Origin of the sequence: Micromonospora sp. NBC_00821 (assembly GCF_036347035.1) — a bacterium.
In the GTDB taxonomy this organism is placed as follows: domain Bacteria; phylum Actinomycetota; class Actinomycetes; order Mycobacteriales; family Micromonosporaceae; genus Micromonospora; species Micromonospora hortensis.
In genome coordinates this window covers 6,384,158-6,408,920 of record NZ_CP108880.1, presented here as the reverse complement: position 1 = coordinate 6,408,920, position 24,763 = coordinate 6,384,158, and the positions used below count along the sequence as shown (strand labels likewise).

The 24,763-nt window shown below is 72.0% G+C and carries 27 protein-coding genes; 14 read left to right on the top strand and 13 right to left on the bottom strand.

Annotated elements, in window-relative coordinates; genetic code table 11:
• Positions 1-59: 59 nt before the first annotated feature.
• A complete protein-coding gene (locus tag OHB44_RS29395; RefSeq protein ID WP_030336617.1) occupies positions 60-308 on the top strand; it encodes a hypothetical protein in 249 nt (82 codons plus the stop codon).
• Positions 309-366: 58 nt separating this feature from the next.
• Here OHB44_RS29395 and OHB44_RS29390 read toward each other — a convergent pair whose 3' ends face one another.
• A complete protein-coding gene (locus OHB44_RS29390) occupies positions 367-1,686 on the bottom strand; it encodes an ABC transporter substrate-binding protein (RefSeq protein ID WP_266304493.1) in 1,320 nt (439 codons plus the stop codon).
• A gap of 138 nt (positions 1,687-1,824) precedes the next feature.
• Between OHB44_RS29390 and OHB44_RS29385 the strand changes: the two genes are divergently transcribed.
• The gene (locus OHB44_RS29385; protein ID WP_238687447.1) at positions 1,825-2,658 is read left to right on the top strand and encodes a phosphoribosylaminoimidazolesuccinocarboxamide synthase; all 834 of its coding nucleotides are present in this window, start codon (positions 1,825-1,827) and stop codon (positions 2,656-2,658) included.
• 15 nt (positions 2,659-2,673) lie between these two features.
• Here the strand turns inward: OHB44_RS29385 and glpK are convergent, their stop codons facing one another.
• Complete coding sequence (gene glpK, locus OHB44_RS29380) at positions 2,674-4,158, bottom strand: glycerol kinase GlpK (protein WP_330438914.1); 1,485 nt, start codon at positions 4,156-4,158, stop codon at positions 2,674-2,676.
• 101 nt (positions 4,159-4,259) lie between these two features.
• Here glpK and OHB44_RS29375 point away from each other — a divergent pair, with 101 nt between their 5' ends.
• On the top strand, positions 4,260-5,198 hold the full coding sequence (locus OHB44_RS29375; RefSeq protein WP_238687445.1) for a ribose-phosphate diphosphokinase: 939 nt from the start codon (positions 4,260-4,262) through the stop codon (positions 5,196-5,198).
• Between the two features lie 120 nt (positions 5,199-5,318).
• On the opposite strand, the gene OHB44_RS29370 is transcribed toward OHB44_RS29375, so the two are convergent.
• Positions 5,319-5,774, bottom strand: a complete 456-nt coding sequence (locus OHB44_RS29370) for an ATP-binding protein (protein ID WP_238687444.1) — start codon at positions 5,772-5,774, stop codon at positions 5,319-5,321.
• Between the two features lie 119 nt (positions 5,775-5,893).
• Between OHB44_RS29370 and macS the strand changes: the two genes are divergently transcribed.
• Both macS and OHB44_RS29360 read left to right on the top strand, forming a co-directional pair.
• Positions 5,894-7,018 (top strand): MacS family sensor histidine kinase, encoded by a 1,125-nt coding sequence (gene macS / locus OHB44_RS29365; protein ID WP_238687443.1) that lies wholly within the window; start codon positions 5,894-5,896, stop codon positions 7,016-7,018.
• 23 nt (positions 7,019-7,041) lie between these two features.
• The gene (locus OHB44_RS29360; protein ID WP_196924633.1) at positions 7,042-7,695 is read left to right on the top strand and encodes a response regulator; all 654 of its coding nucleotides are present in this window, start codon (positions 7,042-7,044) and stop codon (positions 7,693-7,695) included.
• A gap of 7 nt (positions 7,696-7,702) precedes the next feature.
• Here OHB44_RS29360 and OHB44_RS29355 read toward each other — a convergent pair whose 3' ends face one another.
• The 3 genes from OHB44_RS29355 to OHB44_RS29345 all read right to left on the bottom strand — a co-directional run bounded on the left by OHB44_RS29355 (position 7,703) and on the right by OHB44_RS29345 (position 10,153).
• Entirely contained in the window at positions 7,703-8,275 is a 573-nt protein-coding gene (locus OHB44_RS29355; RefSeq protein ID WP_091406114.1) for a DUF5709 domain-containing protein, read from the bottom strand.
• Between the two features lie 88 nt (positions 8,276-8,363).
• Positions 8,364-9,155 (bottom strand): ATP-binding protein, encoded by a 792-nt coding sequence (locus OHB44_RS29350; protein ID WP_330438913.1) that lies wholly within the window; start codon positions 9,153-9,155, stop codon positions 8,364-8,366.
• Positions 9,155-10,153 (bottom strand): SDR family oxidoreductase, encoded by a 999-nt coding sequence (locus tag OHB44_RS29345; RefSeq protein ID WP_330438912.1) that lies wholly within the window; start codon positions 10,151-10,153, stop codon positions 9,155-9,157. The genes OHB44_RS29350 and OHB44_RS29345 overlap by 1 nt, the downstream gene beginning before the upstream one ends.
• 224 nt (positions 10,154-10,377) lie before the next feature.
• Between OHB44_RS29345 and OHB44_RS29340 the strand changes: the two genes are divergently transcribed.
• A complete protein-coding gene (locus tag OHB44_RS29340; protein WP_238687440.1) occupies positions 10,378-11,577 on the top strand; it encodes a glycosyltransferase in 1,200 nt (399 codons plus the stop codon).
• A 34-nt stretch (positions 11,578-11,611) separates the two neighbouring features.
• Here OHB44_RS29340 and OHB44_RS29335 read toward each other — a convergent pair whose 3' ends face one another.
• From OHB44_RS29335 to aroA, 4 genes are read right to left on the bottom strand one after another with little or no spacing between them, the layout of a single operon-like run.
• Positions 11,612-12,466 carry a hypothetical protein gene (locus tag OHB44_RS29335; RefSeq protein WP_238687482.1) on the bottom strand — a complete coding sequence of 285 codons (855 nt, stop codon included), beginning with the start codon at positions 12,464-12,466 and terminating at the stop codon, positions 11,612-11,614.
• A gap of 59 nt (positions 12,467-12,525) precedes the next feature.
• Positions 12,526-13,344, bottom strand: coding sequence for a histidinol-phosphatase (gene hisN, locus OHB44_RS29330; protein ID WP_266304497.1), 819 nt, complete (start codon positions 13,342-13,344; stop codon positions 12,526-12,528).
• Between the two features lie 28 nt (positions 13,345-13,372).
• Positions 13,373-14,449 carry a ribosome small subunit-dependent GTPase A gene (gene rsgA, locus OHB44_RS29325; RefSeq protein ID WP_210784616.1) on the bottom strand — a complete coding sequence of 359 codons (1,077 nt, stop codon included), beginning with the start codon at positions 14,447-14,449 and terminating at the stop codon, positions 13,373-13,375.
• 55 nt (positions 14,450-14,504) lie between these two features.
• Entirely contained in the window at positions 14,505-15,806 is a 1,302-nt protein-coding gene (gene aroA / locus OHB44_RS29320; RefSeq protein WP_238687438.1) for a 3-phosphoshikimate 1-carboxyvinyltransferase, read from the bottom strand.
• Positions 15,807-15,909: 103 nt separating this feature from the next.
• On the opposite strand from aroA, the gene OHB44_RS29315 reads away from it, so the two are divergent.
• The 5 genes from OHB44_RS29315 to rsrA all read left to right on the top strand — a co-directional run bounded on the left by OHB44_RS29315 (position 15,910) and on the right by rsrA (position 19,227).
• The gene (locus OHB44_RS29315) at positions 15,910-16,620 is read left to right on the top strand and encodes an SOS response-associated peptidase (protein WP_238687437.1); all 711 of its coding nucleotides are present in this window, start codon (positions 15,910-15,912) and stop codon (positions 16,618-16,620) included.
• A gap of 196 nt (positions 16,621-16,816) precedes the next feature.
• Positions 16,817-17,209, top strand: a complete 393-nt coding sequence (locus OHB44_RS29310; protein ID WP_238687436.1) for a WhiB family transcriptional regulator — start codon at positions 16,817-16,819, stop codon at positions 17,207-17,209.
• Between the two features lie 51 nt (positions 17,210-17,260).
• The gene (locus OHB44_RS29305) at positions 17,261-17,878 is read left to right on the top strand and encodes an alpha/beta hydrolase family protein (RefSeq protein WP_266304500.1); all 618 of its coding nucleotides are present in this window, start codon (positions 17,261-17,263) and stop codon (positions 17,876-17,878) included.
• A gap of 235 nt (positions 17,879-18,113) precedes the next feature.
• Positions 18,114-18,938, top strand: coding sequence for a sigma-70 family RNA polymerase sigma factor (locus tag OHB44_RS29300; protein WP_210784612.1), 825 nt, complete (start codon positions 18,114-18,116; stop codon positions 18,936-18,938).
• Position 18,939: 1 nt separating this feature from the next.
• Positions 18,940-19,227, top strand: a complete 288-nt coding sequence (gene rsrA / locus OHB44_RS29295; protein WP_030490399.1) for a mycothiol system anti-sigma-R factor — start codon at positions 18,940-18,942, stop codon at positions 19,225-19,227.
• 133 nt (positions 19,228-19,360) lie between these two features.
• On the opposite strand, the gene OHB44_RS33555 is transcribed toward rsrA, so the two are convergent.
• Positions 19,361-19,435, bottom strand: a complete 75-nt coding sequence (locus tag OHB44_RS33555; protein WP_372433306.1) for a 50S ribosomal protein bL37 — start codon at positions 19,433-19,435, stop codon at positions 19,361-19,363.
• Positions 19,436-19,656: 221 nt separating this feature from the next.
• Here OHB44_RS33555 and OHB44_RS29285 point away from each other — a divergent pair, with 221 nt between their 5' ends.
• Both OHB44_RS29285 and OHB44_RS29280 read left to right on the top strand, forming a co-directional pair.
• A complete protein-coding gene (locus tag OHB44_RS29285; protein ID WP_181518367.1) occupies positions 19,657-19,878 on the top strand; it encodes a biotin/lipoyl-binding carrier protein in 222 nt (73 codons plus the stop codon).
• Positions 19,875-20,384, top strand: a complete 510-nt coding sequence (locus tag OHB44_RS29280; RefSeq protein ID WP_238687434.1) for a GNAT family N-acetyltransferase — start codon at positions 19,875-19,877, stop codon at positions 20,382-20,384. The genes OHB44_RS29285 and OHB44_RS29280 overlap by 4 nt, the downstream gene beginning before the upstream one ends.
• Before the next feature lie 42 nt (positions 20,385-20,426).
• Here the strand turns inward: OHB44_RS29280 and OHB44_RS29275 are convergent, their stop codons facing one another.
• The gene (locus tag OHB44_RS29275) at positions 20,427-21,011 is read right to left on the bottom strand and encodes a TetR/AcrR family transcriptional regulator (RefSeq protein WP_238687433.1); all 585 of its coding nucleotides are present in this window, start codon (positions 21,009-21,011) and stop codon (positions 20,427-20,429) included.
• Positions 21,012-21,116: 105 nt separating this feature from the next.
• Between OHB44_RS29275 and OHB44_RS29270 the strand changes: the two genes are divergently transcribed.
• Positions 21,117-22,703: an MDR family MFS transporter gene (locus OHB44_RS29270; RefSeq protein ID WP_238687432.1), complete on the top strand. Its 1,587-nt coding sequence runs from the start codon at positions 21,117-21,119 to the stop codon at positions 22,701-22,703.
• A 97-nt stretch (positions 22,704-22,800) separates the two neighbouring features.
• Here the strand turns inward: OHB44_RS29270 and OHB44_RS29265 are convergent, their stop codons facing one another.
• The gene (locus tag OHB44_RS29265; RefSeq protein WP_266304502.1) at positions 22,801-24,627 is read right to left on the bottom strand and encodes a tetratricopeptide repeat protein; all 1,827 of its coding nucleotides are present in this window, start codon (positions 24,625-24,627) and stop codon (positions 22,801-22,803) included.
• Positions 24,628-24,763 lie beyond the last annotated feature (136 nt).

Here is a 24,763-nt window from a genome sequence, read left to right as displayed (position 1 = left end):
TCCCGTGATTCGGCGTGGACCGACGTGCCGAGGTTGCGCGCTTCGGCGAGGATGGGCACATGTCTTCATTCGGAAAGTGGTGGGGCCGCCTGAGCGCGGTCTTCGGTGCGGTCGTACTGGCGGTCTTCGTGCCCGTCGCGGCTTGGGCGTCCACGGGCACCGGCGAACTCGTGGTGGAGGCCGCCCGGCGGCGAGGCCGCAGCGGCTTCGGGGTGCTCCCGCTGCTCTGCTGCCTGGTGGTGGTCGCGATCGTCGTGTTCCTGGTGTTGCGTCTGATGCGCAACCGCCGGGGTGGCCCGCCGCGCTGACCGGACCCGAGGCGTCGGCGGGTCACCAGCGGCCGGCTCCGGGGCCGGCCGCCGGTGCTCACACAGCCAGGGCCGCGATCGCCTGGGACAGGAAGCGCGCGGTGGCCTCGCGGGTGCCGTCGCGCTTGACGCGGATGCGCTCGGCGGCGGTGACCAGCAGGGTGCGCACCTTGGCGTGCCCCCTGGGCGGCGGCGCCGGCGCCGGCCCGAGCAGGTCGGCGATGCTGGCGCCGAACTCGGCGGCACGTCGCTGGGCCGGGTCGGTGATGCTGCCCTCGGCGTAGCGGCGCACCGCCGCACTGGCGTTCAGCCCGCGCTCGTGGCCCAGAACCGCGCCAACCTCACCATTGGTGGTCAGAAAGTTGATCACGTCGGCGACCGTGTCCGGGTGGCGGGTGCCCCGGAACGCCGCCCAGTACATCGACGCTCGTGCCCACTGAGCCCCCGTCGGGCCGGGAACGCCGACGATGCCCAACTCGGAATCGGTGAGCCGTTGCAGCTCCGGTAGCTGGTGCGACCAGGCGAAGGACGCCGCCGTCACCCCGCTCACCACGAGTTGCCGGGCCGGCTCGCCGCTGTCGGCCTGCTCGACCAGGGCGGCGCTCGGCGTGGCTCGGCCCCGGCGGGCCCGCTGCCACAACTCGAACCACGCGATCAGCTCGTCCGCGCCGAAGCCGAGTTGGTTGCCCCGGTAGAACTCGCCGCCCTGCGACCGCAGCCAGAGCCAGAGCGCCCGGTAGTCGCCCGACCCGTCCATCGTGCCGGCCACCCGGCGGTTGCTGGCCTCGGTGACCTGCGTGGCCCAGGAGATGTAGTCGGCCCAGGTCATCCCGCCGCGGGGCTCTGGCATCTCCAGTTCCCGCAGCAGGTCCCGGTTGAACACCACAACGGCGTGGGTCTGCCCGGCGGCCACCGCCATCGTCCGCCCCTCCACGGTGCCGTAGCGGATCAGACCCTCCGGCAGGCCCCGAAGATCCAGGTGGTGGTCGGTGAGGTCGAGGATGACCTGACGTTGGGTGTACTCGGTCAGCATGGCGTCGTCGATCTGGATCAGGTCCGGTACGTTCCCGCCGCCCGCCTGGGTGGCCAGCCGGTCGTAGTAGCCGTCGGCGCCCTGCCAGGTGACCCGGAAGGTGACCCGGGGGTTGCGATCCGAGTAGAGCCGCAGCGCCTTCTCGGTGAGCTCGGCCCGCTTGGTGCCACCCCACCAGAAGACCGACAGTTCGACGGGCCCGTCCTGGGTCGAGGTGGCGGCGCCGTCGCTGCACCCCGCCAGCCCGCCGGACGCGAGCAGAGGTGCGCCGAGCAGCGCGCCGAGCAGTCGGCGTCGGCCCGGGTCGGCGCCGAGGCGGTCCAGCGGGGGTCGAACAACGGGCACGGGGCTCTCCTGGACCTACGGGGGTGGCGGTCGGACCATTCACGCAGGCAGCACACGAAGGTGTCAACGTCCGTCCGGTCACCCTCGGCTGGGTGGTCGAATCAGGGGCTTCCCATATCGCGTGGTGTACTAGGGCGCGTGGAACTTCTGCACTCGGGCAAGGTCCGGGACGTCTACGCCGACGGCGACGACCTGATCCTGGTGGCCTCGGATCGCATCTCGATCTACGACGTGGCGCTGCCGACGCCGATCCCGGACAAGGGCCGTCTGCTCACCGCGCTCTCGCTCTGGTGGTTCGAGCAGCTCGCCGACCTCGTGCCGAACCACGTCATCTCGGCCACCGACGTGCCCGCCGAGTTCGCCGGGCGGGCCATCCGCTGCCAGCGGCTGGACATGGTCCCGGTCGAGTGTGTCGCCCGCGGTTACCTGACCGGCGGCGGCCTGCGGGAGTACGAGCAGACCGGCGCGGTCTCCGGTGTACCACTGCCGCGAGGGCTCGGCGAGGCGTCGATCCTGCCCGAGCCGATCTTCACGCCGTCGAGCAAGGCCCCGGCGGGCGAGCACGACGAGCCGATCACGTACGACGACGTGGTGGACAAGGTGGGTCAGGCCACCGCCGAGCGGCTCCGGCAGATCACCATCGACATCTACCGGCGCGGCGCCGAACTGGCCGCCGACCGGGGCATCCTGGTCGCCGACACCAAGATCGAGCTGGGTTGGGCGCCGGACGGCACCCTGGTCCTCGCCGACGAGTTGCTCACCTCCGACTCGTCGCGGTTCTGGCCGGCCGAGTCGTACCAGCCGGGCCGGGTGCAGTTCTCCTACGACAAGCAGTACGTGCGGGACTGGGCCACCGGCAGCGGCTGGAACAAGCAGGCCCCCGCCCCGGACATGCCGGCCGAGGTGGTCGAGGCGACCCGGGCTCGCTACATCGACGTCTACGAGAAGCTCACCGGCAACCGCTGGGAGTGACCGCCGCGGCGGCGCTCACTCCACCCAGTCGAGGGTGCGCCGCACTGCCTTGCGCCACTGGCGCAGCTCCGTCTCGCGCAGATCCGGGGCCATGGCCGGCTCCCACTGCGCGTCGGAGCGCCACTGCGCCCGCAGGGTGGCCAGGTCCGGCCAGAAGCCGACCGCCAGACCGGCCGCGTACGCGGCGCCCAGGCAGGTGGTCTCGGTGATCCGGGAACGGACCACCGGCACGTCGAGCACATCGGCGAGGAACTGCATGAGCAGGCCGTTCGCTGTCATCCCGCCGTCCACCCGGAGACGGCGCAACGCCACATCCGAGTCGGCGTTCATCGCGTCGACCACCTCGCGGGTCTGCCACGCCGACGCCTCCAGCACCGCCCGCGCCAGGTGCCCCTTCGTGATGTAACCGGTCAGGCCGGCGATCACCCCGCGGGCGTCGCTGCGCCAGTGCGGGGCGAACAGCCCCGAGAACGCCGGCACCACGTAGCAGCCGCCGTTGTCGTCCACGGTGCGGGCCAACTCCTCCACCTCGGCGGCCGTGGAGATCAACCCGAGGTTGTCGCGCAGCCACTGCACCAGCGATCCGGTGACCGCGATGGCGCCTTCGAGGGCGTACGCCGGTGGTTGGTCCTTGATCCGGTAGGCGACCGTGGTGAGCAGGCCGTGTGTCGACGGGACCGGGCTGGCGCCGGTGTTGAGCAGCAGGAAACTGCCGGTGCCGTAGGTGCACTTCGCCTCACCCGGCTGAAAGCAGGTCTGCCCGAACAGGGCGGCCTGCTGGTCGCCGAGCGCACTGGCCACCGGCACCCCGTCGAGCACCCCGCCGGCAGTGCCGTACACCTCGGCGGAGCAGCGGATCTCCGGCAGCATCGCCGCCGGAACACCCATCGCGTCCAGCAGCTCCGGGGCCCAGTCCAGGGTCGTGAGGTCCATCAGCATCGTCCGGCTGGCGTTCGTCACATCGGTGACGTGCTCGCCGGTCAGCTTCCAGATCAGCCAGCTGTCCATGGTGCCGAAGAGCACCTCGCCGCGCTCGGCGCGCTCGCGCAGGCCGTCGACCTCGTCGAGCAGCCAGCGCAGCTTCGGCCCGGCGAAGTAGGTGGCCAGCGGCAGGCCCGTGCGGGCCCGGAACCGCTCCTCGCCGTACGTTGACGCAAGCTCGCGCAGTAGCGGCCCGGTCCGGGTGTCCTGCCAGACGATGGCGTTGGCCACCGGGCGGCCGGTGGCGCGGTCCCAGACGACCGTGGTCTCCCGCTGGTTGGTGATGCCGACGGCGGCCAGCCCGGCCGCGTCGGTGCCAGCGGCCCGTAGCGCCTCGGCGACCACCTGCTCGACGTTGTCCCAGATCTCCTCGGCGTCGTGCTCCACCCACCCCGGTCGGGGGAAGATCTGCCGGTGCTCGCGCTGAGCCACGGCGACGATGTCCCCGGCCCGGTCGAAGACGATGCACCGCGAGGAGGTGGTGCCCTGGTCGATGGCGGCGACGTACTGGGGGGTCACCGCAGCACCGTACCCGGACGGCGGCGCGGCGCGACAGGCGTCACGGCGGGTTCCGGCCCGCCGCCGTCGGTGGCCGTCGGCTTCCCCTACGATGTGCGAACGTGCGCGACATCGCAGTTTTCAGTGGAACCGCCCATCCCGACCTGGCTGCCGAGATCTGCGCCCACCTGGGGGTGCCGCTGCACCCGGTGCGGGTCTCCCGGTTTGCGAACGACTGTCTGGAAGTCCAGTTGCAGGCCAACTGCCGGGAGCGGGACGTCTTCCTGATCCAGCCGTTGGTGCCGCCGGTGCAGGAGCACCTGGTCGAGCTGCTGCTGATGATCGACGCCGCCCGGGGCGCCTCCGCCGGTCGGATCACCGTGGTGCTCCCGCACTACGCGTACGCCAGATCGGACAAGAAGGACGCGCCACGGATCTCGATCGGCGCGCGACTCGTCGCCGACCTGCTCACCTCGGCCGGGGCGGACCGGGTGCTCGCGATGACCCTGCACTCGCCGCAGGTGCACGGCTTCTTCAGCGTCCCGGTGGATCACCTGCACGCGCTGCGGGAGCTGGCCACCCACTTCCGGCGCTACGACCTCAGCAACACTGTGGTGGTGTCGCCCGACCTGGGCAACGCCAAGGAGGCCGCGGCCTTCGCCCGGCTGCTCGGCACGCCGGTCGCGGCCGGGGCGAAGCAGCGGTTCAGCGACGACCTGGTCAAGATCAGCGCGGTGATCGGCGACGTGACCGACCGGGACGTCATCGTGCTGGACGACGAGATCGCCAAGGGCAGCACAGTGGTCGAGTTGATGGAGCATCTGCGCGGCCTGAAGGTCCGGTCGATCCGGCTCGCCTGCACGCACGGCCTCTTCTCGGGCGACGCGTTGCAGCGGCTCAGCGACCAGGACGGCGTCCTGGAGATCGTCTGCACCAACACGGTGCCCATCCCGGCCGACAAGCGGGTCCCCAAGTTGCAGGTCCTGTCGGTGGCCCCCGCCCTGGCCGAGGCGACGCGCCGAATCCACAACGGGGAATCCGTCTCAGCCCTCTTCGCCTGATCCACCCCCGCGCCCTTACCGCGCGATCTTGCACTTTGTGTCGTCGGGATGAGTGGTTTCGGGCGATTCGTCGGGACAGTAAGTGCAAGATCGCGCGCTGAGGGGGAGGGGTGCTCGGGGTTAGCGCGGGGTGGGGTTCTGGGTGGTGACGCCGGTGGTGATACGGACGGTGGTGCCGGCGGTGCCGGTGACGACCTCCATCGCGTCGGTCAACTCGCGGGCCAGCCAGAGACCCCAGCCGCCGGCGGTGTCCGGGGCGGGTCGGCTGCGGTCGCCCAGACGTTGCGGGCTGATCCCGTGCCCGTGATCGGCGACCTCGCAGACCAGCACACCCGACTCGTGCCAGAGCCGCAGCCAGCCGCGCCCGCCGCCGTGGCGCACCGCGTTGGTGATCAATTCGTTGATCGCGAGCACGAAATCGTCCAGCCGTTGGCCGCTGAGACCCGAGGCATGCGCGCAGGAGGTGACCGAGTGTCGAATCTCGGTCACCTGGGCCTGGTCAAAGGCTTCGGCGATCAGGAGGGCAGGTTCGATGGGCACAACCGTACGCGGTGCGTGCGGATCTGCGTTCGTCATGGGCCCGTCCCGGCGGCGCATCTCGGAGTATTTCGCGGCTTTTCCACCGTACGTCAGGGTTTCCCGAACCGCACTCGCTGCTCGCCGTGCGCCGGCCCGGTTGTGGCATCCTGACCGCCATGCCGTCGCCGCCGGGTGGGTTCGAGGTGCCGCTGTGGCGTGCGCTGACCGTGTTCAGGCTGGCCTCCCTGGCGTACGTCTGCGCGCTCGCGGTGCGCGACGCCGACCGGTACGCCCACCCGTACGCCGTCGGCGCCCTGATCCTGCTGATGATCGCCTGGACCGGCGCGACAGCGATCGGGTACGCCCGACCGGCCTGGCGGCGTTGGCCGCTGCTGTTGGCCGACCTCGGAGTGGTGATGGCCATCGTGCTGGCCACCCCGTGGGTGGTCGGCCGGACGGCGCTCACCCACGGCGTACCCACCCTGGGGGTGGCCTGGATGGCCGGCCCGGTGCTGGCCTGGGCCGTCTCCGGCGGCCGGCGGCGGGGCACTGTCGCCGCGCTGCTGGTGGCCGGCGCGGACCTGGCCACCCGGGAGCGGATCGGCCAGTCCTCGTTCACCGGGGTCATCCTGATGCTGCTCGCCGGAGTGGTGGTCGGGCACGTGGCCCGGCTCGCGGCGAGCGCCGAGGAGCGGTTGCAGCGCGCTGTGGAGTTGGAGGCCGCCACCCGGGAGCGGGAGCGGCTGGCCCGGGACATCCACGACTCGGTGCTCCAGGTGCTGGCGCTGGTCCAGCGGCGCGGCGCCGACCTGCCCGGGGAGGCCGGCGAGCTGGCCCGGCTGGCTGGCGAGCAGGAGGTTGCCCTGCGGGCGCTGATCGCCGGCGCCGGCCCGACCGCCGCGAGCCTCCCGGACGGCGGCGAGGCGGTGGACCTGCGGACCCTGCTCGGCCGGTACGCCTCGGCGGCGGTGGCGCTCTCCGCCCCGGCCACCCCGGTGCCGCTGCCCCGACGGGTGGCCGGAGAGTTGGCCGCCGCGACCGGCGCGGCGCTGGACAACGTGGGGCGGCACGCCGGCGGACGGGCCTGGGTGCTGATCGAGGACGAGGGGGCGACGGTGACCGTGTCGATCCGCGACGAGGGGCCGGGCATCCCGGACGGTCGACTGGACGAGGCGGCCGCCCAGGGCCGGCTCGGCGTGACCCAGTCGATCCGGGGTCGGGTGGCCGACGTGGGCGGCACGGTTCGGATCGTGTCCGCCCCCGAGGCAGGCACCGAGATCGAGCTGAGCGTGCCGAGGTGACAGCGGCGAACCCGATCCGAGTGATGGTGGTGGACGACCATCCGATGTGGCGGGAGGGTGTGGCCCGCGACCTGACCGAGGCCGGTTTCCTGGTGGTGGCGACCAGCGGCGAGGGACGACAGGCCATCCGGGTGGCCGCCGCCGCCCGGCCCGACGTCGTCGTCCTCGACCTGCAACTACCCGACATCTCCGGCGTCGAGGTGATCCTGGGGTTGCGCGCGGCACTGCCCGCCGTACGGGTGCTGATGCTCAGCGCCAGCGGCGAACAGCAGAGCGTGCTGGATGCGGTGAAGGCCGGGGCCACCGGTTACCTGGTGAAGTCGACAGCGCCCGCCGAGTTCCTGGAGGCGGTGCACCGCACCGCTGCCGGCGACGCGGTCTTCACCCCCGGCCTGGCCGGCCTGGTGCTCGGCGAGTACCGCCGGCTGGCCGCCGGCCCGGGGCGGGGGACCGGCCCGGCCGGCGCTGCCGAACCCGCGACCCCCCAGCTCACCGAACGGGAGACGGAGGTGCTGCGGCTGGTGGCGAAGGGGATGTCGTACAAGCAGATCGCCCAGCGGCTCGGCCTGTCGCACCGCACGGTGCAGAACCACGTGCAGAACACCCTGGGCAAGCTGCAACTGCACAACCGGGTCGAGCTGACCCGGTACGCCATCGAACGCGGCCTGGACGACTGAGCGGACGTCAGACCGAGCGCGGCGGCTCCGTCTCGTGGATGGCCAACTCCTCGGCTGTCGCTCCGCCCCCGGCCGATCCGGCGTCGTACGCCACCGAGTCGGTCTCCTGGTCGGTGTGCGATCCCTCGTCCGGTTCCACCAGTCGGCCCACAGTGGCGTCGGCCACCGTGCCGAGCTGACCGTGGTCGTAGAGGGAGACCGGTGAGTTCGGATCCGAGGTCGGCCCGGGATCCATCACGTCGGCGTCCAACTGAGCCTCCGCCGCGGCTTCCAGGTTGTCCGCCTCGAAGGCGATCTTCGGGTCGATGGTGCCGGCCAGCGGGTCGTCCGCCGGGCGCTCGTAGACCTCGCGGTCGAGCTTGTAGTCCAACGACTCACCGTCGAGCTGCTCCTCGGCGGTCGTTCCGAACCGGTCCACCGCCACCGGCGTCCGATCGCCGGGCAGTTGGGCCGGGTCCGGACCGTCCGCCTCGCGCCCGGTGAGGACGTCGTCGTTGGCGGTCGAGTCGTCATCGGCGGTGTCGGGCAGCCCTTGCGCCTCGGTGTCGGACAGGGGGGTCGGGTACTCGTTGTCGCGCATGTCTGATCACTACCCGCTGCCCTGCCGCCATAACCGGGCGGGCTCCGGCGGTACGTCGCCGAACCGTGCGCCGATGGCGAAAGCCCCGTCAGGCGGCCTCGTCGTCGGGGTGCAGCACACACCAGACGACCTTGCCGTCCGGTACGGCGCTGCTGCCCCAGCGACGGGTCACCGTGTCGATCAGCAGCAGGCCCCGGCCGCCGGCACGGTTCGGCGGGGAGATCCCGGCGAAGGTCGGCTGACGCGGGGAGTGGTCGCGAACCGCCAGGTGAAGGGTGGCCTCCTGCGGCGCCAGCCGAACGGTCATCGGGGTCCGGGCGTGTGCCACCACGTTGTTGACCATCTCGGTGATCGCGATGCACGCCGGGTCGGTGAGCGTCGGCATGCCCCAGCGCTCGCAACCGGTGGCGACCAGCTCGCGCGCCTGCCTGGCCGCTCCCACCGCCGGAGCCAGGTCGGCGGTGAGCACCGCCGCCAGTGGTGTCGCCGCCACAGCGGCCAGCGCCCCGTCGAGCGTCGGCCAGGCCGGCACCCCGGCGAGCGCGGCGTCCGGGTGGGCGGGCCCGTCGACCGCCGGGTCACACAGCAGCAGGTCCGCGGCGGGCCAGTCGGCGACCTCCCGGCGTACGTCGGCGAAGACGCCGCGCCCGGCCGGGTCGACGACCCGCAGGCCGGTCACGTCGGCCACCACCGGGCCGGGCCGGGCCAGCAGACGGGCGAGCAGCGCGCCGCGTACCGCCTCGGCGCCGGCGGCATCGAGCACACCGGTCAGCCGGACCACCGCTGACGACTCGTCGATTTCCACGAGACAGCTCGACATGATCGCCCCATTGTGCGCGCCGGTGACGGTCAGCGCATTCGGGCGCTCGACATCGGCCATCAGCGGTCCGACCGGGAGCGGCGGTTGATGGCCGCCAGGGTGCCGACAGCGGTGCCGGCGGCGGCCAGACCGAACGCGGCGGTCATCCGCACCAACTGTCGCCGCCGACCGTGCCAGTCACCGTCCTGACGCGCCCGAGCATCGGGGTGGAACACGTTGCCGCTGCTGTCCACCCGGGCGCCCGGGCCGAACTGGGTGCGGTGGGCGTACCAGCCGAGGGTGCGCTCGACCAGCGCGGGCGCCAGCCGCCACTGCAGGCCGATCAGCCGGGCCGCGCCGCCGGCGTACGCCTCGCGGCGGGGTCGGCGCAGCAGCCGGACGATGGTCTCGGCGACCACCTCCGGCGGGTAGATCGGAGGAGGCGGCATCAGCTCCCGACCGCTGTGATTGCCGGTGTGCCGGAAGAACGGGGTGTCGATAGTGGCCGGCAGCACCGTGCAGACGGAGATGTGACCGCGACCGGTGACCCGCAGCTCCTGTCGGACGGTGTCGGCCAGCCCGCGGATGCCGTGCTTGGAGGCGTTGTACGCCGACTGGTACGGCATGGCCACCTCGGCCAGCACCGAGGCGTTGTTGATCAGCACACCACCACCGGCGGCGCCCAGGTAGGGCAGGGCAGCCTTGATGCCGTGCACCGCCCCGAGCAGGTTGACCTCCAGCACCCGGCGGAACTCGGCGACCGGGATCTCGTCGAACAGGCCCACGGCGCTCACCGCGGCGTTGTTCACCCAGGCGTCGATGCGGCCGAACTCGGCCGCCGCCTGCTCGGCCAGCCGCCGCACCGACTCCAACTCGGTGACGTCGGTCGGGACGACGAGCGCCCGGCCGCCCAACTCCCGGCAGCGCTGCGCGACCTGTATCAGCGCCGGCTCGCTGCGGGCGGCCAGCACGACGGCGGAGCCCCGGCGGGCCAACGCGTACGCGGTCGCCGTGCCGATCCCGCTGGACGCGCCGGTGATCACCACGGTCGAATCGTCGAGACTGCGGGTCAGCGGCATTCCTGATCGGTACCCCGGGCCGGGCCTGGTCACACCGACGACGGCTTGTCGATCATCGTCGAAGCGTGCCGCCACGTGTCGCGTGTGCTTGCCGTGGCGCAAGTGTCGGTGGCACTCGCGCTGACTCTTCCTGATCTGCCAGGTTTCGGCTCAGCGTCGCGGGGTTAATGGGACGCTCTGACCGGGAGGACCACCGCCGAGGAAAGATCGCAGGGAGGTGACCCATGCGCGTCGGCCTCGTCTGCGCGCACGCCAGTTCCTACCGCCACGCCGACGGCCCGCCGGTCGGCACCCGACAGCACACAGCGAGGGTCGCCGCCGAGTTGGCCGAGCGAGGCCATGACGTCCGGCTCTACGTGCGCCGGGACGACCCGGCGCTGCCGGCGACGATGAACGTCGACGGCTACCAGGTGCACCAGGTGCCCGCCGGCCCGCCCACCCCACTACCGACCGTCGAGCTGATCCCGCACGTGACGGAGGTCGGCCGCTGGCTGGCCGACGAGTGGTCGGGTTCCTGGCGGCCCGAGGTGGTGCACGGGCACTACTGGGTCGGTGGCCTGGCCGCCGCGCACGCCGTTCGGGAGACCGACATTCCGGTGGTGCAGACGTTCCACTCGCTCGGCATCGAGCAGTTGCGTCACCTGGGAGGCCACTACGACGGGCCGGGTCAGCGGATCACGCTGGAGCGCGCGTTGACCCGGGCGGTCGACATCGCCGTGGCCCAGTCCAACGACGAGGTCGACGAGCTGACCCGGATGGGTCTGCAACGCAGCTCGGTAGCGTTGGTGCCGGCCGGCGTCGACATCGACCTGTTCCATCCCGACGGCGAGGCAGCACCGCGCGAACAGCGGCCGCGCATCCTCTCGGTGGGCTCGCTGGCCGCCGGGCACGGCCAGGAGGACCTGATCCGGGCGATGCGGCTGGTCGGTGACGCCGAGCTGGTGATCGCCGGTGGGCCGCCGGCCGACCAGTTGACCAACCACGCCGAGGCGCGACGGCTACGCGAACTGGCCGAACAGCTCGGCGTCGTCGACCAGGTACGGCTCGTCGGGGCGGTGCCGCACGACCAGATGGCCACCTGGTACCGGTCGGCGGACGTGGTCGCCTGCACGCCGCACTACTCCTCGGCCGGGCGGGTCTCGCTGGAGGCGATGGCCTGCGGGGTGCCGGTGATCGGCTACGCGATGGGTGGGCTGGCGGACGCCGTCGTCGACGAGGTCACCGGCCGCCTGGTGCCCCCCGGTGACGTACGGGCACTCGGAGTGTCGCTGCGCCGGCTGCTCGCCGACAACGCCGGTCGGTTCGCGTACGGGCACGCCGCTGTGGACCGGGTGCGCAGCAGCTACACCTGGGAGCGGACCGCCGGTGCGCTGGAGCGCCTCTACGAACGTGTGGTGAGTCGCCGCAAGCCGGTCGAGGCCTAAGCCGGCAGCTCTGTTGTGGTGCCGTGCCGGACGGTCAGCCCGGCCGGCCGGCACCGACCATGGCAGGGTCCCGACGGCGTGCCACCGAACGGTGCTGCTGCGGTTCGGCATACCGGGTCAGGCCGATCACCGCGGCCAGGGTCACCAGGAAGCCGACGGCGGCCAGCCACTCCCGCCCCGGCCAGATCTTGTCGTTGAGCAGCAGCAGGCCGACGATCGCGGCCGGCACCGCGCCGGCGGCGTCCATCGCGGCGACAGCGGCTGTCGTCGAGCCGCGCTGCATGGCCAGACCGAGCAGCAGCTGACCCACTATCGAGTGGGCGATCAGCAGGTAGAACAGCGGGTCGGCGAGGAACGCCTCCGCGGACGGCGCGGATGCCAGTGGTCGGGCGGCGACCGCGGCCGAGCTGAACGCCAGCCCGGCCAGTGAGCCGAGGGCCACCGAACCCGGCGCCCCGTGCAGTCGGACGGCGAAGAAGCCGAGCACCGCTATCAGGCCCAACGCCACCAGCAGGGCGATCGAGCCGGCGGTGCCGAGCTGCTTCGACGGCGCCGGCCGGGCGGACAGCACCAGCGCGGTGATCCCCGCGAAGAGCAGCGCCAGCAGCACCACCTCCGCCGCCGGCAGCCGCCACTTCAGCACCAACACGCCGAGAATGGCGGTCACCCCGAGCCCGGCGGCCACGCTGGCCTGCACGAGGAACAGCGGCAGGTCCCGCCGGGCCAGGAAGGCGAGCACGAAACCGGCGATCTGACAGCCCAGACCGACCAGATACGTCCGGTGCCCGGCGAGGCGCAGCAGCAGACCCGGATCGAAGGTGTGGTGGACGGTGGTGCGGGCCGCCGCCACCGACTGGAGCAGGTTGGCGAAGCCGTACGCGACGATCATCGCCGCGAGAAAGCACCAACCGGAGGAGACCACCTGGCGAGGATAGAGGTTGCCGGGGGTCAGCGCTCGGCTGGTCGATTGAGGCGGGCGAGGATGTCGGCGTGCAGCACACCGTTGGTGGCCACCACGCTGCTGTCGGTGCCCGGAGCGCCGGCGGGGGCCGGTTGTCCGGCCAGATCCGTGACCGTGCCACCCGCCTCCGTGATGATCGGTACCAGCGCCGCCACGTCCCACAGTGACAACTCCGGCTCGGCCATCACGTCCAGTGCCCCCTCGGCCAACAGCATGTAGCCGTAGAAGTCGCCGTACGCCCGGTTGCGCCAGGTGTCCCGCATCAGGTCGAGCACAGCGTCGAGCCGCCCGGCTTCCTCCCACCCGTTCAGTGACGAGTAGCAGAAGCTGGCGTCCGCGATCCCCCGCACCGCTGACACGCCGATCCGCTCGCCGGCCGCGGGGCCCGGCCCGGCGTACGCGCCCGCACCCGCGCTGGCCCACCAGCGTCGCCCGAGCGCTGGTGCGGACACCACGCCGACCGCGGGCTGGTCGCCGTCGTAGAGCGCGATCAGGGTGGCCCAGATCGGCACGCCACGGACGAAGTTCTTGGTGCCGTCGATCGGATCGATGATCCACCGGCGGCCGTTCGGGTCGGCGGGCGGCTGCGCGCCGTACTCCTCGCCGAGCAGGCCGTCGGTCGGTCGGTGCTCGGCCAGCAGGGCCCGGATGTCCCGCTCCACCGCGGTGTCCGCATCGGAGACCGGGGTCAGGTCGGGCTTCGCCTCGACGCGCAGGTCGAGCGCGCGGAACCGGGCCGTGGCAATGGCGTCCGCCCGGTCGGCGAGCAGGTGGGCGAGGGCGAGGTCGTCGGCGTACCCGGTCATGCCGGCAACCTAGCCCACGCCCTTCGGGTCACTCGTCGGGGCCGCGCCGGTCACCCTCGCCGGGGCCGCGCTGGTCGCTGTCGCCGCGCGAGTCGCCCTCGCCGGCCCGGGAGGCGAGCAACCGACGGTACGAGGCCAACCGGCGCGGGTCGGCCTTACCGGCGGCCACCCAGGCGTCCAGCCCACAGTCGGCCTCGTCGGCAGTGTGGGGGCAGTTCGGTGGGCAGTCGACGGTGCCCTCGACCAGGTCCGGAAAGCCGTGCAGCAGGCTGTCGGCCGAGACGTGCGCCAACCCGAAGCTGCGGATGCCGGGGGTGTCGATGATCCAGCCCGGATCGGTGTCTATCCCGGGCACCGGTGGCAGTCGCAGCGCCACCGCGCTGGTCGAGGTGTGCCGGCCCCGGCCGATCGCGCTGACCACGCCGACCGCGCGCAGCGCGTCCGGAACGAGGCGGTTGACAAGCGTCGACTTGCCCACCCCGGAGTGCCCGACCAGCACCGACACCTTGCCGCTGAGCAGCGCGCGGAGCGCGTCGAGGTCGGAGTCGGGGCGGTTGAGCACGTACGGCAGCTCCAGCTCGGTGTAGTAGCCGAGCACCTCCTCCGGCCCGGCCAGGTCGGCCTTCGTGAGGCAGAGCAGCGGCTCGACGTCCGCGTCGTACGCGGCCACCAGGCAGCGGTCGATGAACCCGGTGCGCGGCGGTGGGTCGGCCAACGCGCTGACGATCACCAACTGGTCCGCGTTGGCCACCACGACCCGTTCCAGCCGCCCCTCGGCGGTGGTCTCGTCGTCGTCGGCGGTACGGCGCAGCACCGAACGACGTTCGGCGATCCGGACGATGCGGGCGAGCGCGCCCTCCGCGCCGGACGTGTCGCCGACCAGGCTGACCCGGTCACCGACCACCACCGACTTGCGGCCCAACTCGCGGGCCCGCATGGCGGTGACAGTGGGCAGCTCGGCGCCGACCACGCCGCGTTCGGCCCCGGAGAGCACGCAGGTGTAGCGCCCCCGGTCGACGGCGATGACGAACCCGTCGACAGCGTCGGCGTGCTGCGGGCGGGTGCGCGTACGCGGGCGCGACGACTTTCCGGGCCGGACCCGCACGTCGTCCTCGTCGTACTCCCGCCGTTTGGTCGCCAGGACCTGTCCTCTTCTCGCGTCAGCTCTTGCCGGTCACCATCGCTGACCATAGTGCCGGGAACTCGGGCATGGTCTTGGAGGTACACCCCACGTCGTCCACCTCGATGCCCGGAACGGCCAGCCCGGCCACCGCTGCGGCGTGCGCCATCCGGTGGTCGTGGTAGGTGCGGAAGACGCCGCCGCGCAGCGGTCGGGGCCGGATCTCCAACCCGTCCGGTGTTTCGGTGATGTCCGCCCCGAGGCCGCCGAACTCGCGGGCGAGCGCGGCGAGCCGGTCGGTCTCGTGGCCACGGATGTGCCCGACGCCGGTGAACACCGACGGCGAGTCGGCCAGCATTGCCAGCGCGGTCAGCACGAGGGTCAGCTCGCCGACGTCGGACAGGTCGGCGGTCAGACCGTGCACCACGCCGGTGCCACGGACGGTCAGCCCGTTTGTGGAGAGGGTGACCTCGCCGCCCATCCGCTGGAGCAGCGAGCGGAGTTTCTCGACCGGCTGACCGCTGCTGTGCGGCCAACCCTGCAAGGTGACCTCGCCGCCGGTGACCAGCGCGGCGGCGAAGAACGGCACGGCGCCGGAGAGGTCCGGTTCGATGTCCCAGCCGCGCCCGGTGAGCGGGCCGGGCTCGACTGCCCAGACGTCGGGGGTGCTGTCGTCGACCGCCGCGCCGGCGGCCCGCAGCATCTGCACCGTCATCCGAACGTGCGGCGCGGAGGGCACCGGCGGGCCGACGTGGCGGACCACGACGCCCCGGTCGAAGCGTGGGGCGGCCAGCAACAGCCCGGAGACGAGTTGGCTGGAGGCCGACGCGTCGATCACGACCTCGCCGCCGGTGACCCGGCCGGCGCCGAGCACTGTCAGCGGCAGGCTGCCGGTGCCGGTGACGTCGATCCGAACGCCCAACGAGCGCAGCGCGCCGACCAGCGGGCCGAGTGGGCGGGTGCGCACGTACGGGTCACCGTCGAAGGTGACCTGCCCGTCGGCCAGGCCCGCCACCGGTGGCACGAATCGCATCACGGTGCCGGCCAGCCCGACGTCGACGTGGGCGGGGCCGGCCAGCGGGTGCGGTCGGACCAGCCAGCGCTCGTCGTCGCTGATCGAGACGTGTGCGCCCATCGCCCGCAGGCCGGCGGCCATCAACTCGGTGTCGCGGGCGCGCAGTGGCCGGGCCAGTGTCGACGGGCCGGCGGCCAGTGCGCTGAGCACCAGGGCCCGGGCGGTCATCGATTTGGAACCGGGCAGGCGCAGCGTCGCCGCCACCGGGTCGGATGCGGTCGGTGCGGTCCACGGCTGCGGCGGCCGGGTCGCGGTCAGGTTGCCCACGGTTACATTCTGCCGTGTCGGCGGGCGGGCGGCGGCGCCCGGCACTCGTACTCCCGGTTGGCGGGACAGCCGACGGGGCCTCCGACGCGTTAGCGTGTGCCCCATGTGCGGCAGGTACGCGACGACCCGGAGCTCCGGCGAGCTGAGCGCGCTGTTCGAGTCGTCCGACGACTCCGACGGCCTGATCAGGGCGGACCACAACGTCGCGCCGACCGACCCGGTGCCGCTGGTCCGGGTCAGCCCGGAGGGGCACCGCAGCCTCTGTGTCGGTCGCTGGGGTCTGTTGCCGCACTGGTCCCGGTCCGCCTCGGGAGCCGCCCGGATGATCAACGCGCGGGCGGAGACCGTGGCCACCAGCCGGGCGTACGCCCGGTCCTTCTCCCGTCGCCGTTGCCTGGTTCCGGCCGACGGCTGGTACGAGTGGGTCCGGCTGCCCGAGGGCGGGCGACAGGCGTACTTCATGACCCCCCGGGACGGCTCGGTGCTCGCGCTGGCCGGCATCTGGTCGGTCTGGAAGTCCGACGCGGAGACCCGGCTCACCTTCAGCGTGCTGACCACCGCGGCGCTCGGCGACCTGGCCGAGGTCCACGACCGGATGCCGGTGCTGCTGCCACCCGAGCGGTGGTCGTCGTGGCTCGCGCCGACCGAGGAGCCGGAGCGGCTGCTCACTCCGGCGTCGGCCGAGCAGTTGGCCGGGTTGGAGATCCGCCCGGTGGGCGCGGCGGTGGGAGACGTTCGCAACGACGGGCCACAGCTGACCGCGCGGGTGGCGGTGGCGCCGACTGTGACACCGCAGGAGCTGACCCTCTTCTGACGCCGCCGCGCATCGTCGGCCGCCGATTTGCCAGGGTTCCGCGCGATTCGTCTCCTGGCTGTTCAGTCATGTTCCCGGCAGACCCTTGTCCCGGTGTTGCGAAGTGCGATAGAACACAGCGCCGGTAGTGGCTGTCGGTCCGCACGGGGCGGACGACGTCCACAGCTCTTGCCGGTCCCACGGGGGAGGTGGGTGGATGACACGGGCACGTATGCCGCGCCCGCACGAGGTGGCGGCGGCGCGGCGAGATCCGCGACTGCTGCGGGCCGTGCGAGAACGGCGACAGGACGACGCATGGCGCACCAGAGGAACCTGCCAGAGCGTCGATCCGGAGACATTCTTTCCGGCACCGAACGAGCCGGCGGACGCCGCCGTCGCGCTGTGTCGCAGTTGTGACGTGCAGGGGTCCTGCCTGGCCTGGGCCCTCGACGTCGGTGACTGCCACGGCGTGTGGGGCGGCACCACGCCGCGGGAACGACGCGCGATGCTTGTCGCCTGGCGCGGCGAGGTCGAACCCGATCCGGACGCCGTCGACGACGCGGGCCCGCCGGTGCGCGATCGCCTGCTGGCCCTGGTCCCGCTGAGCTGATCGGCGGCCCGGTTCGCACCCGACGCCCGTCCGGCGGCGCAGAATAGGCCGGTGCCAGCCAGCAACGAGATCGACACCCCGCGCGGTCCGGCGTGGATCGACACCGACCTGCCGGTCCGCCCGGCCACCGCCCTGCTCGTCCTCGGGCACGGCGCGGGCGGCAGCGTCGACGCGCCCGACCTGCTCGCGGTCCGGGACGCGTCGGTGGCGGCCGGCCTGGCGGTGGTCCGGGTCACGCAGCCCTACCGGGTCGCCGGTCGACGTGCCCCGGCACCGGCAGGTCACCTCGACGAGGCCTGGGCGGCGGTGCTCGCCGAGCTGCGTGACCGGCACGCCGACGTGCCGACGGTGGTGGTCGGTGGGCGTTCCAGCGGCGCACGGGTGGCCTGTCGGACGGCCCGTGCGGTGGGCGCGGTGGGCGTGGTCGCCTTGGCCTTTCCACTGCACCCGCCCGGCCGGCCGGAACGCTCGCGCGCCGCGGAACTGGGCACGGGCCTGCCGACGTTGGTCGTCAACGGAGACCGGGATCCGTTCGGGACCCCGGAGCCGGGACCGGCAGTGCAGGTGGTGAGCCGTCCCGGTGAGACGCACGACCTGCGCCGCGATCCGGCCGGCACCGCCGCCGCGGTGCGCGACTGGCTGTCCGCCCAGGGCTGGGCGGCCGGCTGACGCGTCGCGGTCGGCTCGCCGGGGCGACCGTTTCCGGCGCGGGCACGGGTCGTTGCATCCGTTGGTGCCGCAGGCCCGAGCAGGGCCCGTTACACCAGTCCTCCCAGGCCCTTCCTGGTCCCAGCGCCGGCCGACGTCGGGGCCGGGACCAGGAACGGGGAGGACCGGCCGGAATGCCCCAGTGGTCATCTCGCGTTACTACCCCCGGACGACTTTTCTTCGAGGGGGGTGACCGGTGCCAACCGAGACACGAAGCCTGGAACGGGACGAGCGGGACGCCCGGCAGCTGAAGCGGCTGCTGGACGGTCCGGAGTGGCCGGCGACGGCGGGACCGGGCGTGGTGGGTGCGGTGAGCACGGGCACACCGGCCGGAAGTGAATCTGCGGGCAGGTCCGTGCGCGTATCCTCGGCGGGAAAGCATCCGACGCGAGGGGATGTGCGGTTGACCACCGAGAAGACGGACGAGCGCAGGGCCCGATTCGAGCGGGACGCGATGCCATTCGTCGATCAGCTCTACGCTGCTGGGCTGCGAATGACACGCAACCCGGCGGATGCCGAGGACCTGGTCCAGGAGACGTACCTGAAGGCGTACGCGGCCTTCCACCAGTTTGAGCAGGGCACGAACCTCAAGGCCTGGCTCTACCGGATCCTGACCAACACCTACATCAACTCCTACCGCAAGCGGCAGCGTCAGCCGATCCAGGCGCCCACCGAGGAGATCACCGACTGGCAGCTCGCCGAGGCCGAGTCGCACACCTCCAGCGGGTTGCGCTCGGCCGAGACCGAGGCACTGGACCGGCTGCCGGACAGCGACGTCAAGGAGGCCCTCCAGCAGTTGCCGGAGGAGTTCCGCCTGGCCGTCTACCTCACCGATGTCGAGGGCTTCTCCTACAAGGAGGTCGCGGACATCATGGGCACGCCGATCGGCACCGTGATGTCGCGTCTGCACCGGGGCCGTCGTAATCTGCGCAAGCTGCTCGAGCGTTACGCCGGGGAGCGGGGCTTCAGTGCGGCCCGCTCGGCGAAGGGCTCGACCGCCGCTGCCGGCCGGGAGGTATGACGTGAGCTGTGGGGAGCCGCACGAGACGGACTGCCGCGAAGTGCTCGCGGAGGTGTATCTCTACCTGGATCTGGAGTGCGCCGACGAGCGCCGCTCGCTGATCCGGCACCACCTGGACGAGTGCGGGCCCTGCCTGCGCGAGTACGGGCTGGAGCAGGAGGTGCGGGCGCTGGTGGCGCGTTGCTGTGGCAACGAGACCGCGCCGGATCAGCTGCGCGAGCGGCTGCGGGTCAAGCTCACCGAGCTGGTGGTCTTCGAGACCAGCGACTCTCGTGAGCTGGCCGACTGATCGTTTGAGCTGGCCGATCGAGCGCCGGCACCAGCTGGCAAGACCGGTGGCCCGGGTCGATGTCGACCCGGGCCACCGGTGTACCCGGCCTCGGCCGGCTGAGCGGCGACGGGCAGTCGGCCCGTCGACCCGTTCAGGAGTTGGGACGCTTGCCGTGGTTCGCGGCGTTCTTCTTACGAGCCTTCTTCTTCCGGGACTTCTTCGCCATGCTGACCTCCTCGTGATGGGTCGGATCCGTCCTGCGCACGACCTCGGCGCGGATGCGGCCACCGGCGGTCCGGCGTCGGGTCCGACCCGCTGATGGTAGTGCGGTCGACAGCCGCCGCCTTCCCCAGGGCGGGCCTGTCATCCCGGCTGCGCCGCTGCCCGCCCATCGCCGGTCGACGCATGATTGGATACATCGGCAGGCACGTCGCGAAGAGGGAGGGCCTGGACATGGCCGAGGAGATCCGCGCCGAGATGGTGGCCAACGTCTGGAAGGTCGTCGCCACGGCGGGTGACACGGTGACCGAGGGCGACACCCTGGTGATCCTCGAGTCGATGAAGATGGAGATCCCGGTCGTCGCCGAGTCCGATGGTGTGCTCCAGCAGCTCGTCGTCAACGAGGGCGACGTCGTGCAGGACGGTGACCTGATCGCGGTGATCGCTTGACCGGGTTGCGGGTCCGTTTGGCCGAGTCGGCCGACTTCCCGGCGGTGGCCCGGCTGACAGTGGCCGCGTACGAGGCGGACGGCCAGCTCAAGGGCGAACACGGGTACGGCGAGGTGCTGGCCGACGTGTCGACCCGAGCCGCCAGCGGCGAGGTGCTGATCGCAGTCGACGAGGTGACCGGGGCGGTGCTCGGCTCGGTCACGTTCGTGCTGCCGGGCACCCCGTTCGCCGAACTGGCGGGGCCGGGCGAGGCGGAGTTCCGGATGCTCGCCGTCGACCCGGGCGCCCAGGGGCGGGGTGTGGGTGCCGCGCTGGTCGAGGCGTGTGTCGACCGGGCGACCGAGTTGGGTTGCACGGCGGTGGCGATCTGCGTCCGGGCCGGGATGGCCGATTCGGCGCACCGGCTCTACTCGCGGCGCGGTTTCGTCCGTTCTCCGGAGAAGGACTGGTCACCGCTGCCGGGTGTGGATCTGCTCGGCCTGCGGCTGGAGCTGACGCGCGGCTGAGCCGGCGACCGACGAGCCCCGGGCCGGCACGATCACGCCCGGTCAGGCGTCGGGTTGCGTGCCGATGGCGGCCAGCAGTTCGTCTGCCACCTCCAGGGCGAGCTTGCGGCGTTCGTCGTCGCTGATGTGCGGCGCGCGGACCGCGAACCAGCTGGTGTGCACAGCGAAGATTGACAGCGCCGCGCGCAGTTGGGCGGCGGGGGAGTCGTCGCCCCGGCAGAGCGCGTCGGCCAGCTCCAACATCCGACCGCGCATCTTCTGCCCGGAGGAGAGGCTCTTGAGCGCGGTCTGGTTCTGCTCGAAGAAGCGCATCACCGACGGCTGAGTGCCGTCGAACATCGTGTCGGCGTACCGGGAGATCAGCTCGCGCCGGGTGGACAGGGTGGCGGGCTGGGTGGCGGCCCAGGCGATCAGCGCATCCATCCCCTCCAGCCGGTCCTCGACGAAGCTGGCGACGATGTCGTCCTTGCTCTTGAAGTGGTAGTAGAGCGCGGCCTTGGTGACGTTGAGGCGCTCGGCGATTTCCCGGAGCGAGGTCTTCTCGTACCCCTGCTCGGTGAAGAGTTCGAGCGCGACGGCCTTGATCCGTTCCCGCGTTCCGCCGCCTGTGCTCTCGCTCACGCACACCCTCCAAATGGCTTGACCGTTGCTTGTACCCAACTTACCGTGCGGCTAGTAAGGTGACTAGCCGGGCGGCAAGTAAGTACGGCAATCCTCGGGGGGAGCTTACCCATGACTCAGGCAACCCAGGCCGGCACTCGACCCAACAACATCCGGGTCGTGCTGTTCGGGCTGATGATCGCGATGATGCTCGCGATGCTCGACAATATGATCGTCAGCACCGCGTTACCGCGGATCGTCGGCGAGTTCGGCGGGCTCAACCACTTCACCTGGGTGGTTACCGCGTACGTCCTCGGCACCACCGTCTCCACCCCGATCTGGGGCAAGCTCGGTGACCTCTACGGCCGCAAGTCCGTCTTCCTGACCTCGGTCGTCGTCTTCCTGGTCGGCTCCGCCCTCTGTGGCATGGCCGGCTCCGGGATGCTCGGCGGCCCAGAGGACGGCATGGTCCAGCTCATCGCCTTCCGGGCCGTGCAGGGCCTCGGCGCCGGTGGCCTCATGGTCGGCGTGATGGCGATCATCGGTGACCTGGTCCCGCCCCGCGAGCGCGGGCGCTACCAGGGCATGATCGCCGGCATCATGGCCATCGCCATGGTCGCCGGCCCGCTGGTCGGCGGGTTCATCACCGACCACCTCTCGTGGCGCTGGGCGTTCTACGTGAACCTGCCGCTGGGCGGAATCGCGCTGCTCGTGCTGATCACCACCATGCACCTGCCCAAGTACCGCACCGAGCACCGGATCGACTGGCTCGGCGCCGGGCTGCTCTCGGTCGGCATCACAGCGATCGTGCTCATCACCACCTGGGGTGGCAACGAGTACGACTGGGTGTCACTGCCGATCCTTGGCCTGGCCGTGCTGGCCGTCGTCGCGTTGGCGGCGTTCGGCCTTGTGGAACGCCGTGTCCAGGAGCCGATCCTGCCGCTGGCGCTCTTCGCCAACCGTAACTTCGCGCTGATCTCGGTGATCGGCTTCCTGCTCGGCTTCGCGATGTTCGGCGCGATGAACTTCCTGCCGCTCTACCAGCAGACAGTGCAGGGGGCGTCGGCCACCAACAGTGGTCTGCTGCTGCTGCCGTTGATGTTCGGCATGCTCGTCGTCTCGCTGGTCATCGGCCGGGCGATCACCCGCAACGGCAGGTACCGGGCGTACCCGATCATCGGTGGCGTGACGATGACGGCGGGCATGGCGCTGCTGTCCATGCTCGACACCGACACCAGCAAGCTGATGTCCTCGCTCTACATGATCGTGCTCGGCGTCGGCATGGGCTTCCTCATGCAGACGTCGATGCTGATCGCGCAGAACAGCGTGGAGCAGAAGGACCTCGGCGCGGCCAGCGGCGCGGCCACCTTCTTCCGGTCGATCGGCGGCTCGTTCGGCATCTCGCTGTTCGGCGCGATCTTCGCCAACCGGCTGGCCAGCTCCGAGGGCGGCCGGGCCTTCGGTGGCGGCGAGGCCGGCGCCGGGATGGACCTGGAGAAGCTCAGGGAACTGCCCGCCCAGGCGCGCGAGGCGGTGCTCGGTGGTCTGTCCGACGCCATCTCGCACGTCTTCCTCTGGGCGGTGCTGTTCACCATCGTGATCCCGGTGCTCGCCTGGTTCATCAAGGAGATCCCGCTGCGCACCGCGAACGAGGCGCCGCCGCAGGCCACCCCGGAGGAGGACGCCGAGGTCGCCCTCGGCAAGGCCCCGGTCGCCTGACCCACGAACCTCCGCGATCTTGCACTTTGTGCGCGTGCATAAGCACTGTTTCCGACAAAACGGCGACAGTAAGTGCAAGATCGCGGGGTGGTGGGAGTCAGCGGCGGAGCAGGCGTTGCCAGAGGCGGCGTAGGGGGTTGCGGGGGCGGGGGAGCCGGGGGGAGTAGGTGGCCAGCAGTTCGGTGGCCAGTGCCGCCGTCGCCGGATCCAACTGCGGGGCGGCGAGTGCCAGGTGGGCGAGCGAGGCGGCGATCGGGACCGGTCGGCTCCGCGCCACGGCAGCCGCGTCGGCCAGCCGCTCCGCCACCACCCGGGCCACGTCCGACCGCACCGAGGGGTCCACCCAGGCGGCCGTGACCAGGGCGAACAGCGCCGCCTCGGTGACCCAGTCCTCGACGCCCCAGATCAGATCGAGCAGCACCCGGCGCCGGGTCGAGCCCTCCCACGGCTCGTCGGTGCGGTGGTGCAGCAGCCCCAGACAGGCCCACACCTGCACTCCACGGACCCAGACCGACGGGTCGTGGGCCGCCAGCAGTCGACCCACCGCGTTGGCCGGCGCCGCCGGCGGGTGCACCAGCAAACCGAGCAGGTCGCCCAGGTCGAGGCCGGCCAGGCCCACCGCGGCGTCGTACGCCGCCGGTGGATGTGCCCACGCCGGGTGGGCGATCTGCCCGATCCGTTCGACAGCCGTCGCCGAGGGCGCCGCGAGCGCGGGCGTCGGGACGGCGTCCGCGTAGTGCCACAACCGCTGAGCGGTCTCCCGGCGGGGCTCGCGCGGGTCGGGCTCGGGCGTGCCGACCACCTCGATCCGCAGCCCGGGGGCGGTGGAGATCGCCGTCCCGACCGCGCTCGGCGGGGCGGCGGCGGGCAGGCGTACGGCACCACCGAGACCAAGTTCGTCATCGGCCACCGCCTGGCGCATGGCGTCGACAAGGGGCCCACCGGCCGGGGTGAGTTGGCCGAGCCAGGGCCTACCTCGGCAGCACTGGGCCAGGTCGCCGTGCTCGTGGCTGTCGTCCGGGTGGTCCCGCACGAAGTCGGCGAGCGCGACAAGGTGGGCGAGGTCACCGTCGCGCAGGTGCCGCAGGCGGTGGGCGGTGTGCACCGCGCAGTCGAACGACGGATCGCGCGCCAGCGCCCGCTCGGTCCACTCCAACGCCTCGTCCAGTCGGCCGATCTCGGCCAGGGTGCCGGCGATGTCCGCGTAGATCGCCAGGTCGTCGGGGTCCAGCTCGACGGCCCGACCGAGGGCCGCGAGGCCGTCACGGGTCCGGCCCGAGCTGCGGTACGCGTACCCGAGCCACACCTCGCCCATCTTCGAGGGCTGTGCGCGAACCCCTCGGGTGGCCCAGCGGACCGCCAGCTCGACCTCGCCGAGGCGCCGGGCCAGCGCGGACGCCGCGCCCAGCAGCAGGCCGTGTTCGGGGTGCACTGTGGCCGCGTTGCGGGCGAGCGTGAGGTACGGGGTCAGCGGGGCCCGGCCGATCCGCGGCACCGGGTCGGGTAGTGCGGCGCAGACCTGCATGAGGACGCGGGCGATGTGCTCCGGTTCCAGTCGTTCGGCCAGCTCGGGCGCGGTGACCCAGGGCACGCCGGCCCACTCGGTGCCGGGCGCGTACGACGTCGCGGCGGCCAGCAGCTCCAGCCCTTCGGCGGGGCGCCCGGCGGTGGCGAGGAGGTGGGCGCGGGCGACGACCGCGCCGACGAACGTGTGGTGGTTGATGGGGAAGAGGTCGAGGCCGCCGCCGCTCGACACGGCGAGCCGGGCCAGCGTCTCGTGCACCTCCGGCAGGGTGGGGGCCCGTGCCAACGCGCCGGCGAGGTGGCCGGCGGCGTGGTGCAGGTCGCCCTCGTCGAGTGCCAGCCGGGCCAGCGCCAGCTCCTCCGTCGCGGAGAGCGCGGGATCGTCCGTTCCCTCGGGCACGTCGTCCTCTCGTGGCAGTTAGACCGGGTGCAACGGGTAAAGCTTAGTTGATATTGAGATCAACTGGTGATCAGCTGCGCAATCCTGCTCGTTCGATTGCTGAGATACGCTCAAAAGTGCAAGACTGAGCAAGAAT